At 64.0% G+C, this 14,279-nt stretch carries 13 protein-coding genes; 8 read left to right on the top strand and 5 right to left on the bottom strand.

Annotated features, from left to right (window positions below; translation table 11 throughout):
• The first annotated feature begins 6 nt into the window (after positions 1–6).
• The 6 genes from JJE66_RS23560 to JJE66_RS23535 are packed head-to-tail and all read left to right on the top strand — an operon-like array spanning position 7 to position 7,056.
• Positions 7–663, top strand: coding sequence for a cytochrome c3 family protein (locus JJE66_RS23560; protein ID WP_200516867.1), 657 nt, complete (start codon positions 7–9; stop codon positions 661–663).
• Positions 660–3,545 (top strand): TAT-variant-translocated molybdopterin oxidoreductase, encoded by a 2,886-nt coding sequence (locus JJE66_RS23555; protein ID WP_200516866.1) that lies wholly within the window; start codon positions 660–662, stop codon positions 3,543–3,545. The genes JJE66_RS23560 and JJE66_RS23555 overlap by 4 nt, the downstream gene beginning before the upstream one ends.
• Positions 3,542–4,897: an NrfD/PsrC family molybdoenzyme membrane anchor subunit gene (gene nrfD / locus JJE66_RS23550; RefSeq protein WP_246756518.1), complete on the top strand. Its 1,356-nt coding sequence runs from the start codon at positions 3,542–3,544 to the stop codon at positions 4,895–4,897. The genes JJE66_RS23555 and nrfD overlap by 4 nt, the downstream gene beginning before the upstream one ends.
• Positions 4,890–5,420 (top strand): DUF3341 domain-containing protein, encoded by a 531-nt coding sequence (locus JJE66_RS23545; protein WP_200516865.1) that lies wholly within the window; start codon positions 4,890–4,892, stop codon positions 5,418–5,420. Before nrfD ends, JJE66_RS23545 begins: the two co-directional genes overlap by 8 nt.
• Positions 5,417–5,947 (top strand): cytochrome c, encoded by a 531-nt coding sequence (locus tag JJE66_RS23540; protein WP_200516864.1) that lies wholly within the window; start codon positions 5,417–5,419, stop codon positions 5,945–5,947. The genes JJE66_RS23545 and JJE66_RS23540 overlap by 4 nt, the downstream gene beginning before the upstream one ends.
• Positions 5,944–7,056 (top strand): hypothetical protein, encoded by a 1,113-nt coding sequence (locus JJE66_RS23535; RefSeq protein ID WP_200516863.1) that lies wholly within the window; start codon positions 5,944–5,946, stop codon positions 7,054–7,056. Before JJE66_RS23540 ends, JJE66_RS23535 begins: the two co-directional genes overlap by 4 nt.
• Here the strand turns inward: JJE66_RS23535 and JJE66_RS23530 are convergent.
• The gene (locus tag JJE66_RS23530) at positions 6,992–7,747 is read right to left on the bottom strand and encodes an SCO family protein (RefSeq protein WP_200516862.1); all 756 of its coding nucleotides are present in this window, start codon (positions 7,745–7,747) and stop codon (positions 6,992–6,994) included. The genes JJE66_RS23535 and JJE66_RS23530 overlap by 65 nt on opposite strands.
• Positions 7,748–7,940: 193 nt before the next feature.
• On the opposite strand from JJE66_RS23530, the gene JJE66_RS23525 reads away from it, so the two are divergent.
• Entirely contained in the window at positions 7,941–8,270 is a 330-nt protein-coding gene (locus JJE66_RS23525) for an isochorismatase family protein (protein ID WP_246756517.1), read from the top strand.
• On the opposite strand, the gene JJE66_RS23520 is transcribed toward JJE66_RS23525, so the two are convergent.
• The 4 genes from JJE66_RS23520 to JJE66_RS23505 form a co-directional block, all read right to left on the bottom strand.
• Positions 8,271–9,476 carry an oxalate decarboxylase family bicupin gene (locus tag JJE66_RS23520; protein WP_200516861.1) on the bottom strand — a complete coding sequence of 402 codons (1,206 nt, stop codon included), beginning with the start codon at positions 9,474–9,476 and terminating at the stop codon, positions 8,271–8,273.
• A gap of 13 nt (positions 9,477–9,489) precedes the next feature.
• Entirely contained in the window at positions 9,490–10,425 is a 936-nt protein-coding gene (locus JJE66_RS23515) for an NADP-dependent oxidoreductase (protein WP_200516860.1), read from the bottom strand.
• A gap of 277 nt (positions 10,426–10,702) precedes the next feature.
• Positions 10,703–12,940, bottom strand: coding sequence for a carboxypeptidase-like regulatory domain-containing protein (locus tag JJE66_RS23510; RefSeq protein ID WP_200516859.1), 2,238 nt, complete (start codon positions 12,938–12,940; stop codon positions 10,703–10,705).
• Positions 12,941–12,948: 8 nt separating this feature from the next.
• On the bottom strand, positions 12,949–13,347 hold the full coding sequence (locus tag JJE66_RS23505) for a cytochrome c family protein (protein WP_200516858.1): 399 nt from the start codon (positions 13,345–13,347) through the stop codon (positions 12,949–12,951).
• Positions 13,348–13,506: 159 nt separating this feature from the next.
• On the opposite strand from JJE66_RS23505, the gene JJE66_RS23500 reads away from it, so the two are divergent.
• Positions 13,507–14,193: a hemerythrin domain-containing protein gene (locus JJE66_RS23500; RefSeq protein WP_200516857.1), complete on the top strand. Its 687-nt coding sequence runs from the start codon at positions 13,507–13,509 to the stop codon at positions 14,191–14,193.
• Positions 14,194–14,279 lie beyond the last annotated feature (86 nt).

The following is a 14,279-nucleotide window of genomic DNA, read 5'->3' as shown; positions in this document are numbered from 1 at the left end:
GCGAGAATGGCTCAAATATTCTCACCTGTGGCGGACACGTGGATTCGCCTGTTCCTGATCGGCGGCCTGTCGCTTGCCGGCGGCAGCATCGTGGCCGCTGTCGGCTTCGCGCATTCGACGTACATGACCGAGACCGACATACGTCCGCATCAGCCGGTGCCGTTCAGCCACCGCCACCATGCCGGGGAACTCGGTATCGACTGCCGCTATTGCCACAGCAATGTCGAGGCCGGCCTGCAAGCCGGCCTCCCGCCGACCGAGACCTGCATGACATGTCACTCCCAGATATGGACCAACGCGTCGATGCTGGAACCGGTGCGAAAGAGCCTTGCCGACAACGCGCCGATCCCATGGACGCGCGTCGCGAAACTGCCGGACTACGTGTTCTTCCGGCACGACATCCATATTGCCAAGGGCGTCGGCTGTGAAAACTGCCACGGCCGTATCGACCAGATGGCGCTGACCTATCGCGCCAAGGCGTTCACGATGCAGTTTTGCATCGATTGCCACCGCGATCCTGCACCTCATCTACGTCCACCGGACCACATCACAGATATGGCGTGGACGCCGCCCGCGGATGCGCGCAGGGAGGGCGACGCGATCGCTGCCCATGACGGCATTCGCTTCGGCGAGCTCACGTATTGCTACGTGTGTCACCGATGAAGCGCCGCATCGACCATCAACCGGCGGATGGACCGCGCGCGTGGGCAGGGATCGAAGAGCTGTCGGACGATCCCGGGTTTCAGGCCTTCATCGACGCGGAATATCCGGCGGTCCACGAATTCTCCAAGACCGCGCGTCGCGAATTCTTGAAGCTGATGGGCGCATCCTTTGCGCTGGCAGGGCTGACTGGGTGCGAGAAAAGCTCGTTCGTCACGGCGTTGCCTTATGTCGACCGGCCGGCGAGCGAAACCATCGGCTTGCCGCGCTATTATGCGACCGCGGTGCTGCTCGATGGTTACGCGCAGCCGGTGATCGCCACGGCCCATGCGGGGCGGCCGACCAAGCTCGACGGCAATCCGGGGCATCCGGCAACGCAGAGCCGCAGCGACATCTTCATGCAGAGCGCGGTGCTGCAACTCTATGATCCCGACCGTGCGGCCGCGCCGGCGCGACATGGCGAAGCGGTGAGCTGGGGCGACGTGGAGTCGGCGATCGGCGTGATGCGCGAGAACTGGCGCATCGACCAGGGCGAGGGCGTCAGGCTGCTGCTGGGGCCGACGACGTCGCCGACGTTGCTGCGCCAGATCGATGCGTTCCGGAAGCAATTTCCGAAAGCGCGCGTTCACGTCCATGCCGCCACGGGACGTGAGGCGAGAAGGCAGATCACGGCCGCAGTCTACGGGCAGCCCATCGATCTCCATTATGGACTTGCGGACTGCGATGTCGTTGTCGGCCTCGACGATGATTTTCTGGGACCGGGGCCTGATCAAGTGCGCAATGCGCTGGGTTGGGCGCAAGCGCGGCGGCGGTCCAGCGATCGGCCGGGCAATCGGCTGTTCATGGCGGAGAGTGTGCCGACGGCAACCGGTGCCCTGGCAGCGCATCGACTGATCGCTGACGCAAGGCGGATGCCTGTGATCGCGGAGGCGCTGGCAAACGCGATCGGTGTGGCCGGCGCCTCGAAGCCGGACGTGACCGGGGCGGAAGCGGACTGGATTGCGCGCGTGGTCGCGGCCTGCAAGGACCGGGCAGGGCGCGCGCTGTTCGTCTCGGGTTTGAGCGGCGGCGTGGCCGCGGCGGTCTGGGTTGCGCGGATCAACCAGCAGTTCGGCAATGCCGGTCAAACGCTGATGTTGACCGCGCCGGTCGCAGGGCCGGCTGATGCAGCAACGCTGGCCGACCTGGTGTCCGATATCAATGCCGAGCGCGTCAGCTCTCTCCTCGTGCTCGATTGCAATCCCGTCTACAGCGCACCCGGTGAGCTCAATGTTGGAGATGCCATCAAGCGCGTTCGATCCTCGCTTCATCTCGGCCTGCACCGCGACGAGACCGGCGCACTCTGCGAGTGGCAGCTTCCCCTTGCACATCCGCTGGAGAGCTGGAGCGACGCGCGCGCCGTCGATGGCACCGCGACGATCCTTCAGCCCGTTATCTCACCATTCTATGACGTCAGATCGGTGCATTACATCCTGGCGAGGCTGCTTGGTGAGGTTGATCAGACGCCGGACGCTGCAATTCGCGAAACCTGGCGGGCAAGCTTTGGCGACGCGTTCGAGGCGCGATGGAAGCAAGCGCTGCACGACGGCTTTATCGCGGGGGCGGCACCGTTCGTCACCGCGTCGCCCGCAAGCAACGCGATTGCGTCCCCAAACAAGACCGGGGGACTCGACATCGTGTTTCAGCCGGACCCGACGGTCTGGGATGGCCAATTCGCCAATGTCGGCTGGCTTCAGGAGCTTCCGAAGACGCTGACGACGGTGACCTGGAGCAACGTTATCGCGGTGAGCCCGGCGCTGGCAAAACGCTTCTCGGCGGCCAATGGCGATCATGTCGAGGTGACCGTCGGTGCGCGTCAGGTCGAGGGCCCGCTCTGGATCATGCCGGGCCAGGCCGACAATACGGTTGCGCTCTACCTTGGCTATGGCCGCACCCGCGCGGGACGGGTCGGCGACAATCTCGGCTACGACGCCTACCAGGTGCGGCCCCCGGCCGAACCGTGGCTGGCGCAGGGAAGCCTGCGCAAGCTCGAGACCCGCGAAGATCTCGCAGTGACCCAGCTGCATCATCGCCTCGACGGCTTTGATCTCGCCCGGGAGATCAGTCCAGGTCAGGTCGAGCGCGCCAAGCCCGAGCAGGCCAGTCTTTACGCGCCCTGGCCGTCGTCGAAGAACGCCTGGGGCATGGTGATCGATCTCGACAGCTGTATCGGTTGCAATGCCTGCGTGACGGCGTGCACGGCAGAGAACAACGTGCCCGTGGTCGGGGCGGATCAGGTCAGGGCCGGCCGAGAGATGCACTGGCTGCGGATCGCGCGCTACTACACCGGCGACGTCGCGGAGCCGCGCAGCTTTTTCGAGCCGGTGCCGTGCATGCATTGCGAGGACGCACCTTGCGAAATGGGCTGTCCGGTCAATGCGACCACGCACAGTCCTGAAGGCGTCAACCAAATGGTCTATAACCGCTGCATCGGCACGCGGACTTGCTCCAGTTACTGCCCCTACAAGGTGCGGCGCTTCAATTTCTACGACTATCGTCCGCCTGCCGATTCATCGGAGCATGCCGCTCATAATCCCGATGTCACCGTGCGCTCGCGCGGCGTCATGGAGAAGTGCACCTATTGCACCCAGCGCATCGAGGCGGCGCACGTTGCTGCGGACAAGGAGAACCGTCCGATACGTGACGGTGAGGTGGTCACCGCCTGCCAGCAGGCCTGTCCCACCACGGCGATCGTGTTCGGCGACATCAACGATCCGAATTCGGAGGTCTCGCGGCTCAAGCGCGACGGCCGGCATTACGTGCTGCTCGAGGAGCTAGGGACCCGGCCGCGTACGACTTACCTGGCCCGCTGGCGCGACGATGAAACGGAATCGAGGTCGGGATGAGCGAGCAATCCGAGATCCTGCCGACGCGCCAGAGCATGGGCGGCATCGCCGAGCAGCTCACTGGCATTCCCCTGCATTTTCCGGCCGACCGGCGCTGGGTGATCGCGATGACGGTCGCGAGCGCGCTGCTGTTGTTGCTGATAGTTTCGGTGGTCGAGCTGTTCACGCGCGGCGTTGGCATCTGGGGCATCAACATTCCCGTCAACTGGGCCTTCGCCATCCACAATTACGTCTGGTGGCTCGGCATCGGCCATGCCGGCACGCTGATCTCCGCGCTGCTGCTGCTCACCGGCAGCGAGTGGCGGAATTCGCTCAATCGTTTCGCCGAGACCATGACGCTGTTTGCGGTGGTCTGCGCCGGCATCTATCCGATTCTGCATCTCGGCCGGCCCTGGTACGTCTACTGGATGTTGCCCTATCCGGCGACGATGGGCGTGTGGCCGCAATTCCGCAGCCCTTTGGAATGGGACATCTGGGCGGTGCTGACCTATCTGACGGTCTCGCTGGCCTTCTGGTACACCGGTCTGATCCCTGATCTAGCCGCGGCACGTGATCGCGCAACGCGGCGCGGCTGGCAGATTTTCTTCGGCGTCGCGGCGCTCGGATGGCGCGGGTCGGCCAGGCACTGGCAGCGCTGGCAGCAGGCGTACCGTTTGACCGCTGGGCTCGCCGTGCCGCTGGTCGTCTCCGTTCACAGCGAGGTGTCGTTGTTGTTCGCGGCCGGGCAGATCCCGGGCTGGCACTCGACGATCTTCCCGCCATACTTTGTGCTGGGCGCGGCCTTCTCCGGCTTCGCGGTCGTCTCTATCATCGCAGTGTCGCTACGCTCCTGGTTCGGGCTGAAGAACCTTGTGACCGACGATCATCTCGATGTGCTGGGGGTGGTCCTGCTCGCGACCGGCCTGATGACGGGGTACGGCTACGTCTTCGAGGTGTTCGACGCGATTTATTCGGGTGAGCCTCACGAAATACAGACGCTGGTCGATCGTTTCGCCGGCGCCTACGCCTGGACCTATTGGGGCGCCGTCATCTTCAACTTCATCCCGCTGCAGGCGCTATGGCTACGCAGGGTACGGCGAAGCGGATGGATGCTGCTCTTGATCTCGGCGTCCGTCGTGGTCGGAATGTGGCTCGAGCGCTACATGATCCTGGTCACCAGCCTTTATCGCGACTTCCTGGTCTCGTCGTGGAGCCACTTCACGCCGACCTTCTGGGACTGGTCGACTTATTTCGGCACGATTGGGCTGTTCCTCGTGCCGTTCCTCATCGCCATCAGGCTCGTTCCCATGATCTCGATCTTCGAGAGCAAGGAGCTTCTCCATGAGGAGAAGGAGGAGCATCAGCATGGCTGAGCAGCTCTATGGCGCACTGGCGGAATTCAGCACCCCGGAGGACCTGCTGGCGGCAACTCGCAAGGCGAGGGAGGCCGGTTACCGCTATCTCGATGCCTTCACGCCGTTCCCGGTCGAGGGGTTGGATCGCATCTCGCGGTTTCCGCGGCCGACTATCTCATTCATCGGGCTCGGCGGCGCCATCGCGGGCGCAGGCACCGCGCTCGCCATGCAGTTCTTCACGAATTTCGACTACCCGCTCAATGTCGGGGGACGTCCGATCTATCCGGTCTCGGCCTTCGCGGTCGTGACTTTCGAGCTCACCATCCTGTTCTCCGCGCTCGCCATGCTGTTCGGGATGCTGTGGCAGAACTGGCTGCCGCGGCTCAGCTATCCCGTGTTCAACGGCGAGCGGTTTCACCGCGCCAGCAAGGACCGCTTCTTCCTGTGCGTGAGCGCGGAGGACGCCAGGTTCGACGCAAGCGAGACGCTGGCCTTTCTCAACGGGATCGGCGCGCTGTCCGTGGAGCTCGTGCCGGAATGAACTGGTGGCTGGCCCTCGTTGCGCTTGCCGGTCTGCTCGCCGGCTGTGACCAGAACATGGACGAGCAGCCGCGCTACAGCGAATACTCGCGCGCGCCGCTGTTCCGCGGCAGCGTGCTGCGGCGGCCGCCGGAAAACACGGTCGCTCGCGATGATTTGGAGCGGGAGAAGGCAAGCAACACGAAACCTGTGCTGTCGGCCGGGTTGCTGGCGCGGGGGCGCGAACGCTTCGGCATTTTCTGCTCGCCGTGCCACGGCGCTGGCGGCGACGGCACCGGTATGGTCGTCCAGCGCGGCATGCCGCGCCCGACGAGCTATCACGACGATCGGTTGCGCAGCGCGGAAGATCAATACTTCTTCGACGTCATCACCAACGGACATGGTGCGATGTATTCCTATGCGGCCCGCGTGCCGCCAGCAGATCGCTGGGCGATCGTTGCCTATATCCGCGCGCTTCAGCTCAGCCGTCAGGCTTCGCTCGACGACGTACCGGCGGACGAACGTGCCAGGCTGGAGAGCCAGCCATGACGAGTCGCAGCGCGAGGAGGGGGGTGGCGGCGGTGTCGGGTCTGGTCCTGATCGCCGGCTTCGTTATCGACGTCAGGTCGACCACGGCGGCCTATCTCGTCGCCTGGAGCGCCTGGGGCGCCATTCCGATCGGAGCGCTGATCGTCTTCATGACCAGCTATCTGGTACGCCGGCGCTGGACCGAGACGCTGCACACGGTTTTCGTCGCGACCACTGGCATCCTGCCCGTCGTCGCGCTGACCTTCATTCCCATCCTGCTGTTCACAAGGGAGATCTATCCGGCGATCGCGGACGGCTCCTCATTGCCGCCGTTCAAGGCGCGCTGGTTCATGCCGTGGTTCTTCCTGCTGCGGACCGCGCTCTATTTCCTGATCTGGATCGCGCTCGCCCAATGGCTCCGGCGCGCCTGGCGCAACGACGAGGCCATGGTGCGCGCCGCGTCGGTCGGATCGATCGTGTGGACTCTCACCGTCTCGTTCGCCGGGGTCGACTGGCTGGAATCGCTGGAACCGGAATTTCACTCCTCGATCTATGGTCTGATCTTTCTCAGCTTCCTGCTGGTCAACGGTACCGCGTTCGTCATCGCGGCCGGCCTGTTGTCGATGCGACAGATCGGCCCGAGCCGCGGCTATAGCGGCCTGTTGCTCTCGGCACTGCTGCTGTGGTGCTATCTCCACGCCATGCAGTACATCGTGATCTGGTCGGGCAATATCCCCAAGGAGGTCACCTGGTATCTGGCGCGATCGAAGAACGGCTGGCAGTTCGTCCTCGCCGCGCTCTCATTCGGGCAGTTCGTCTTTCCCTTCTGCGCGCTGCTCAGCAGCCGGGTGCGATCGGACCCGTATTGGCTGCTGGCGCTGTGCGGACTGACGCTGGCGATGCGCTGGCTCGAAGCCGCGATCCTCATCCTGCCGGCAATTCGTGGGCTGTCCGTGGCTATCACGGGCGCAATGCTGATTGCGGCCGGGCTCTGCCTCGGCACGATCTTCTGGCTGGCATTCGATGCGGTTCTCACGCGGTCCGAGGAGGGGGAACCTTTTGGCGCTATCTGGTGGCGTGCTCGCGCCGGAACAGAAGCCCGATCAGCAGGGCAAGGACGACGATGCTGACGGAGGACGTCGCGATCAGCAGCCGCCGCGCGGCGAGCGTATAGGTCCCGCTCGCGGGATCAAAGCCGTAGCAGAGTAGATGAATCTGGTCGCTCCAGCCGCCGACGTGACCTTGGCCCGCCTCGACCAGCGCAAGCCGCAGGCTGGCGGCATCGACCGCAAGGGCCGAGAGCGTGCGAGAAATCCGCCCGTCAGGCGTCACGACGAAGGCGGCGGCGGGGTGGGCAAATTGGTCATGCTCGCGATCGTAGACGGGCCGCACGCCGAATGCGTCGGTTAAGGCGCCAACATCCGGTGCAGCGGTCCTCAGGAACACGGTGTGTTCAGAGAGTCCGTTCCTTGGGCTCAGCTGCGCATTCTTCATGGCCAGCGCCTGGGCGGCGGTGTCCTTGGGATCGAAGCCGACAACGATGAGCCGAAAATCCTTGCCGGCATTGAGGCCGGTATCGGCCAGCGCGTTCGAGACGATTGAGATCGCCGGCCCGCACAGCGTTTCGCAGGTGTAGTCGGCCAGGATCCACACGGTCGGGACGGCCCCGAGCCAGCTCGCAAGCGGTGCCGCGCGATCGTTCGCATCGCTGAGACGCAGCTGCATGGGAAGCTGCGCGTTGACGTGTGGCGCGAGGGTAGTCTGTTCGAGCTGCGAAGTGGTGAGAGCTGCCTGTGCCGGCGATAGTGCGACCCAGGCCATGAGCGCGATGATCCATCCCGCGGCTGTCGCGCGGGGCCGCCTTGTGGAGGTGGCGAGCGAACGCTGGACCGGCAAATCGCGCCTCGGGGTTTCCTCTGATGCCCGGAACGAACATCCGCGCCCGATGATGGTTCCAAGCGATAATGGCATAGCCGGTCGGGATCGTCAGTCCTCCTGATCCGTTACCCGCTCTTTGAAGCCGTGCCGGAGCTCGCCCGCGGCATGCCGCCGGTTTGCCGACAAGCCGGCCTATTCGGCGTTCAGCAATCCGGCGCTCGCAAGTCTCCTTATCGAGCAGGGGATCGGCACGATGGTCATCACCGGCGCCGAGACCGACATCTGCGGTCTCTCGACGGTGCTGAGCGCGGTCGATCTCGGCTTCAGGGTCGTCATCGTCGAGGACGCGCTGTGCAGCTCGTCCGACGTCGGGCACGATGCCCTCATGACGATGTACCGCGCGCGCTTTCACGGGCAGGTCGATCCGGTGACCGCCGAGGAGCTGATGGACGTCTGGCGCAAGTGACTACACAACCGGCTGCTTGTCCTTGCGCAGTTTCTCGATCACGGCTCGATCGATGTTCAGATGCGCCGCAACGAGCTCGGGCGGGGTCAGCGCCATCCATTGCGCGAGCGAGACATCCATGAAGCGCGGCGATTTGAACAGTTCGAGAAAGCGCAGCGGCTCCTCGCCGGTGTTCTCGATGAAATGGCTCATCGACATCGGGACGTAACCGACGTCGCCGGCACGGTAGTCGAATGTCCGCGCCCGCGCCTCGGCTGCAAATACGGTCATCCGCGCCTGGCCTGCGATGTAATATTGCCATTCGTCGGCGTTCGGATGCCAGTGCAGCTCGCGCATGTGGCCGGGATTGACCTCCACCAGCGCCGCCGCAACGTCCGTCGAGATCTTGAAGTTGCGGGTGTCGGCGATGCGGACGTTGCCACCTGGCGATGACGCCGGCGGCTGCTGCGTCAGGTGGAACACCATATCGAGCGGTACGGCGCCGAGCGCGTCGTGCACCGCGTCTGCCTCGAGAGCCGGTGGCGGCGGCCCGGCCTGAAAGATGAAGCGCTCCTGCTTGGGAAGCTGACCGAGGGCCGTTGTATCGATGACAAGGTTCTTCGCCAGCACGCCGGGATCGTTGTGGGCGAACAAATCGGTGATCGCAAACGTGCTGTCCTCGGAGAACTCGCCGTCCGGAAACGCCAGCAGGAATTCGCAACCGTCGTCTGGCAGTCCCTGGATCGAGTGGGGAATGCCTGATGGAAAATACCAGAGATCGCCGGGGCCGATATCGGCGATGAAACTATGGCCGTCATTGTCGACGGCAGTGATGCGGGCCTTGCCGGCCAGCATGAAGGCCCATTCGGCCTGCTTGTGCCAATGCAGCTCGCGGACGCCGCCCGAGGTCAGGCGCATGTTCACGCCGGCCATCGTGGTCGAAACCGCCAGCTCTCGCTGCGTGACCTCGCGCGACCAGCCGCCGGTGCGGATCTTCATATGCGCATCCGCAAACGAGAACCGCAGGTTCGGCACCGAGCCATGGTCGGTCGACGGTGGCCGTAAGATGTCCGGGTTTTGCGACTCCCGCTCCGGGTTGCGAGGCCCGACGATGGTCGCGCCCTTGTCGCCGATCACCGGCTCGTTGCGCGGCTGCGCCGAGGCGGCTGCGGTGGCGCCAAGAGCGGCCGCGGCGGCCAGCAGGGATCGGCGGTTCGGTGTATTCATGAGGCGCTCCTGCTCATCCGCATGTCAGCACGACCTTGCCGGCGGTATGGCTGCGCTCCACAGTCGCCAGGGCCTGTCCTGCCTGCTCGAGCGGGAACGTGGCTTGAATGTGCGGCGTGAGCTTGCTGCTGTCGGCGAGCTTCCCGATCTCGGCCAGTTCCTCGCCGTCGGGCTCGACGGTGTAGCGCATGGCCGTCACGCCCAGCGATTTTGCGCGATCCTGCGAGGGCGCTGTCAACGTGGAGATCAGGCGACCACCCTTGTTGAGAAGCGCCCAGGAACGCTCGCGGGTCTCGCCGTCGATCAGGTCGAACACCATGTCGACATTCTTGGCGACTTCTTCGAAGCGCTGGGTCTTGTAGTCGATCACCACGTCAGCCCCGAGCGATCGCGCAAACTCGACATGTTCCGTCGAGACCGTCGTCAGCACGCGAGCGCCTTTTGCCTTGGCGAACTGAATCGCGAAATGGCCGACCCCGCCAGATCCGCCGTGGATCAGGACGGTCTCTCCGGCCTTGAGCTGGCCGTGTCGGAACAAGCCCTGATGCGCCGTCTGTCCTGCCAGCGGAATGGCGGCGGCATGAACGTGATCGAGCCGAGCGGGCTTGTGCGCGGCCCCGCGCTCGTCGAGGACCACCTGCTGGGCGTAGCCGCCGCCGAACACAGGAACCATGCCGAAGACCTCGTCGCCGACACGAAAGCGCGTCGCCTGCGCGCCGCATGTTGTGACGATTCCGCAGACGTCCCGGCCGGGCGTATAGGGCAAGCGGTCTTCCCGCACGGAAGGGTATTTGCCCGACCTTATCTTGAAATCGACGGGATTGACGCTTGCGGCCCGGACGGAGACCAGGATCTGGCCCGCGTCGGGACCTGATTGTTCGAGCCGGTCGACGCGTAGCATGTCATTGCCGCCGAACTGGTGAAATCGGATCTTGACGAGCTTTGCCATATCAGCTGACGCATCAGCACGAAGCGAGTTCCTATTGAAGAGACAGCCCCCGGTCCGGGCTCGCGATCAATTGAATGGTCTCCCAAGCATGTTTCGCGTGGCCGCGACGACCGCGGCGAAAACCGCGAGCGAAGATCTTTGAGGATCTGTGGAAGCTGATGATCCAGAAGTTCGGCCTTAACCTTTGGGACACGATGACCGACGGCGGCACACGTTCATCGAGCACGTAGACCCCCCTCCTACCCGGTTTTTCGCAAAGAGCCGACTGGGCTCACATCTAGTGCGCGAGCGGATTTGGACGAAGCTGGAATTGCACCACCAGCGGGCTCGACCGCGCATCATCGGTTGCTCCCGGCGCGCCCGGATGGGATGCATCGATGCCTTCGATGTGAACGGGCGTGCGATTGCCTGAGGTTACCCAGAGCGCGCGGCCCTTCCATCCCGCGGTTGGATCGTCGATCCGCCCATCGATCTGCTTGGCGAAGAAGCCCATGGGATAGGGCACTCGCAGCTCGACGATACGGCCATCCACCAGCGCGTGCAGGGAATCGGACTGATTGCCGGTAGCGATCGGTATGTTCGCCCCCAGCCCGAGGATATTGTGCTGATCGACCCAGGCGTAATACGGGTTCTCGGCCGCGCCGGTGTCGCCCTGCAGCGGCGGGCCCGGCAGCGGGTAGAAGCTCCAGCCTTCGGGACATTTGTCGCCCGTTTCGGCTCCCGGGCCGGTGAGAGGACCCTTGCATCTGCGCCGGTCGAAGCTGCCGATATGCCCGCTGTCGAGCGGCACCCAGACGACGCCATTGCGATCAACGTCCATGCCGCGAATACCGTAGCCGGGCAACGGCACCTTGTAGACTTCGGCGAGCGCCGTATCGGGTGGATTCGTTCCGGGATCGATGCGAACGATGTAGCCGGGATGCGGCAGGCTCGAGCCCCAGATCGAGCCGTCGAGCGGGCTTGCGGAAATGCCATAAAGGCCGAACGAAATGTGGGTATCCTTGCCGGGATCGGCCCGCTGGCCAGGCTCGTTGTAATCTTCATCGCGCCTGCCATTGCCGTTGGTGTCGACCACGAGCGCGCTCCAGCCCTGCGCCGCCGCCGCATCGCGCGTTTCCCAGAACTTCTTGGTATTCAACCAACCGACGACGGCGTTCTTGCCTTGCGTGTTATTGCTGAACCAGAGCGTGTTCGCATCGTCTTCGGCAAAGTTCAGGTGCTGGGTGCCGAAGCAGGTGTCGATGAACGTAAACTTCTCGCTGCGCGGATCGTAGACCGTCACTTGACGCGAGTTCTGATTGAAACCCTCTGGCTTCGTCGTCAGCGGATAAAGCTGCGCCGAACGGAGCGGCGAGCCTTTGCCGCAATAGGCGGGGATCTCCGCCGGCGGGCGAAGCTGGGCGGTGAAATAGATGCGGCCCTCCTGGTCCATCGCCGGCGAATGAGCATTGACTTGGCTGTCCCACACTTGCTCGCGACCGAAATAAGGTGAGGACGCGAACACCGGATTCGCCAGCGCCGAACTCGGCGTGTCCTCCCGCTCGCGGACCGGCACGGAGATGACTTTCTTGACGTTGTGGATCGGATCGAGCACCGGCATCGTGTTGCTGGAGAGTTCGGTCGCGCCATAGAGCGGGCCGTTCGCATTCACCGTCGGCTGACGCTTGTCGGTCGCCGCGAGGTCGTGCAGGTAGTGCTTTGGATCAAGCCAGTCACGCACCGTGAGGACAAGATTGCGCTCGATGCCTGTCGGCCGCGGCGGCGCGGACTTCGGGAGCTCGCCCGCCTTGACGCGGTCGGTCCAATCCGCGAGCGCGGCGAGATGGCCGCCGTCGGGAGCCAACAGGCGTCCCATGGTGCGAACCATGGTGGTGCCGCCAGGGCCCGATTGCAGGCGGCGCGCCCACGCGGCGATGCTGGACTGGAAATGCTCGAACGCCGGCGGCATTGTGCGCGTGGCATAATTGCCGATCTGATGACAATTGCCGCAGCCATTGGTCTTGATGACGTCGAGCCATTGATCGCGGGTCTTGAATTCGCGCGGCATGCCATTGCCGTTGGGGCCGGTGCCGGGAAATTTGTCCGGTCCGGGAGTCCTAAGCAGCGAGAACCAGTAGATTGCAGGATAGTATTGCGCCGCCGCAGCACGGTCCGGTGCGACCGCCGCCTCCAGGTTCAACCGCTGCCCTCTCTCACCGTCGACTTTCGGTGAATCGACAAGACCATAGCCGCGGACCCAGACCTGATAGCGCGCCGCAGGAAGATCGGGGATTATGAAACGGCCAAGATCGTCCGTCACGACGATCTTGGCGAAGCGCGTCCCGAGATCTCGGGTCTCGGCGATCACCCACACGCCGACTTCTGGTCCGTTCGCACTTGTGACCGCACCGCCGATGTCATGCGCGTCGATCTCGACGGGAGCCGGTTGGGCGGTCTCCTGGGCCGACACGGATGCCGGCCGCACGGACAATTGAACGAAAGCGACGGCTGCGAGCAACCCTACCGGCAGTCTCATGGGCGCCTCTATTTCTGGGCCGCCAAATAGGCGATGAGATCGTCAAGCTCGGAATCCGGAACGCCCTGGAACATGGACATCCTGTTGCCGGGAATCGTGAGAGCAGGGGCAATTGCGAAAGACGCGATGGCGTCGGGGCTCCAGGTCCAGATCGCCATGGTGATGAATTCCGGCGAGTACTCGTATCCCGGCACGGTGGCGGCCTTGCGCTCGGCAATGCCGAACAGATTGGGTCCGAAGCGATTTGGGTCGCCTTTGGCGATGGTGTGGCACAACGCGCATTCCCGCTCGAAAACCGCTGCCCCCGCCGCGGGATCGCCGGCGGCGAAAGCAAGTCCTGCGCCAAACGTCATTGCTGCCGCCAGCGAGGCCAGAACTCGCGTGAACGCGAGCAGCGACTGGCGCATGGGCGTCACTCCTTCTTTGATAGCGGCGACAACACTTCCCGGCAGGGTCGGTTCCTGACTCCCCGCGTCAGGAACTGCGCTGCATCGGGCCTGTTGGACTGCAACAGCCCGGCACGCGCCGTAGACGACGCGCTGGTGCCTTCAGCAAGGAGTTCGGCGATGAACCCCATTTTCGACCGTCGACATCTTGTTCATGCGACTTCGGGATTATTGATCGCGAGCGCCGCCGGTCCGAGCCGCGCGCACGCGGCGGAGACCGATCCGGCCACGGCGGTGACGCCATCCGAAGACCTGATGCGCGAGCACGGAGTGCTCAACCGCGTCCTGCTGGTCTACGAAGCGGGCTTGCAAAAGTTTGCACGCGGCGAGGATTTCGATGTGGCTATCCTGGCGCGCGCCGCTGGCATCATTCACGAATTCATCGAAGACTATCACGAGCGTAACGAGGAACAGCAGCTATTTCCCCGTTTTCGCAAAGCCGGGCAGATGGTCGAGCTCGTCAATGTACTCTACCAGCAGCATCAGGCTGGCCGCCGTCTCACCGATACAATTCTAGGCCTGGTGCCGCCAAGCCAGGTGCCGGGTGAAAGCCGGAGTCGCCTGATCGCGTGCATTCAAAGCTTCGTGTCTATGTACAGGCCGCACGAGGCGCGCGAGGACACGGAGCTCTTTCCAAAGCTGCGCGGCATCGTCTCCGCGCATGAGTTCGACGCCATGGCAGAGGACTTCGAGCGCGACGAACGGCGCAAATTCGGAGAGGACGGATTCGAGAGGTATGTGGCGAGAGTGACGGCGATCGAGCAGACATTCGGGATCCACGATCTTGCCCGCTTCACGCCCGCCTGAGTAGGTCGGGAGTGGGCTCACAGGGCTGCTCTGCTGAAAGCCCACTTCGGATGCCAAGGCTTCGGATGCCAAGGCTTCGCTGTCTC

This window comes from Bradyrhizobium diazoefficiens (assembly GCF_016612535.1).
Lineage (GTDB): Bacteria > Pseudomonadota > Alphaproteobacteria > Rhizobiales > Xanthobacteraceae > Bradyrhizobium > Bradyrhizobium diazoefficiens_C.
This window is presented reverse-complemented; position numbering and strand designations above follow the sequence as displayed.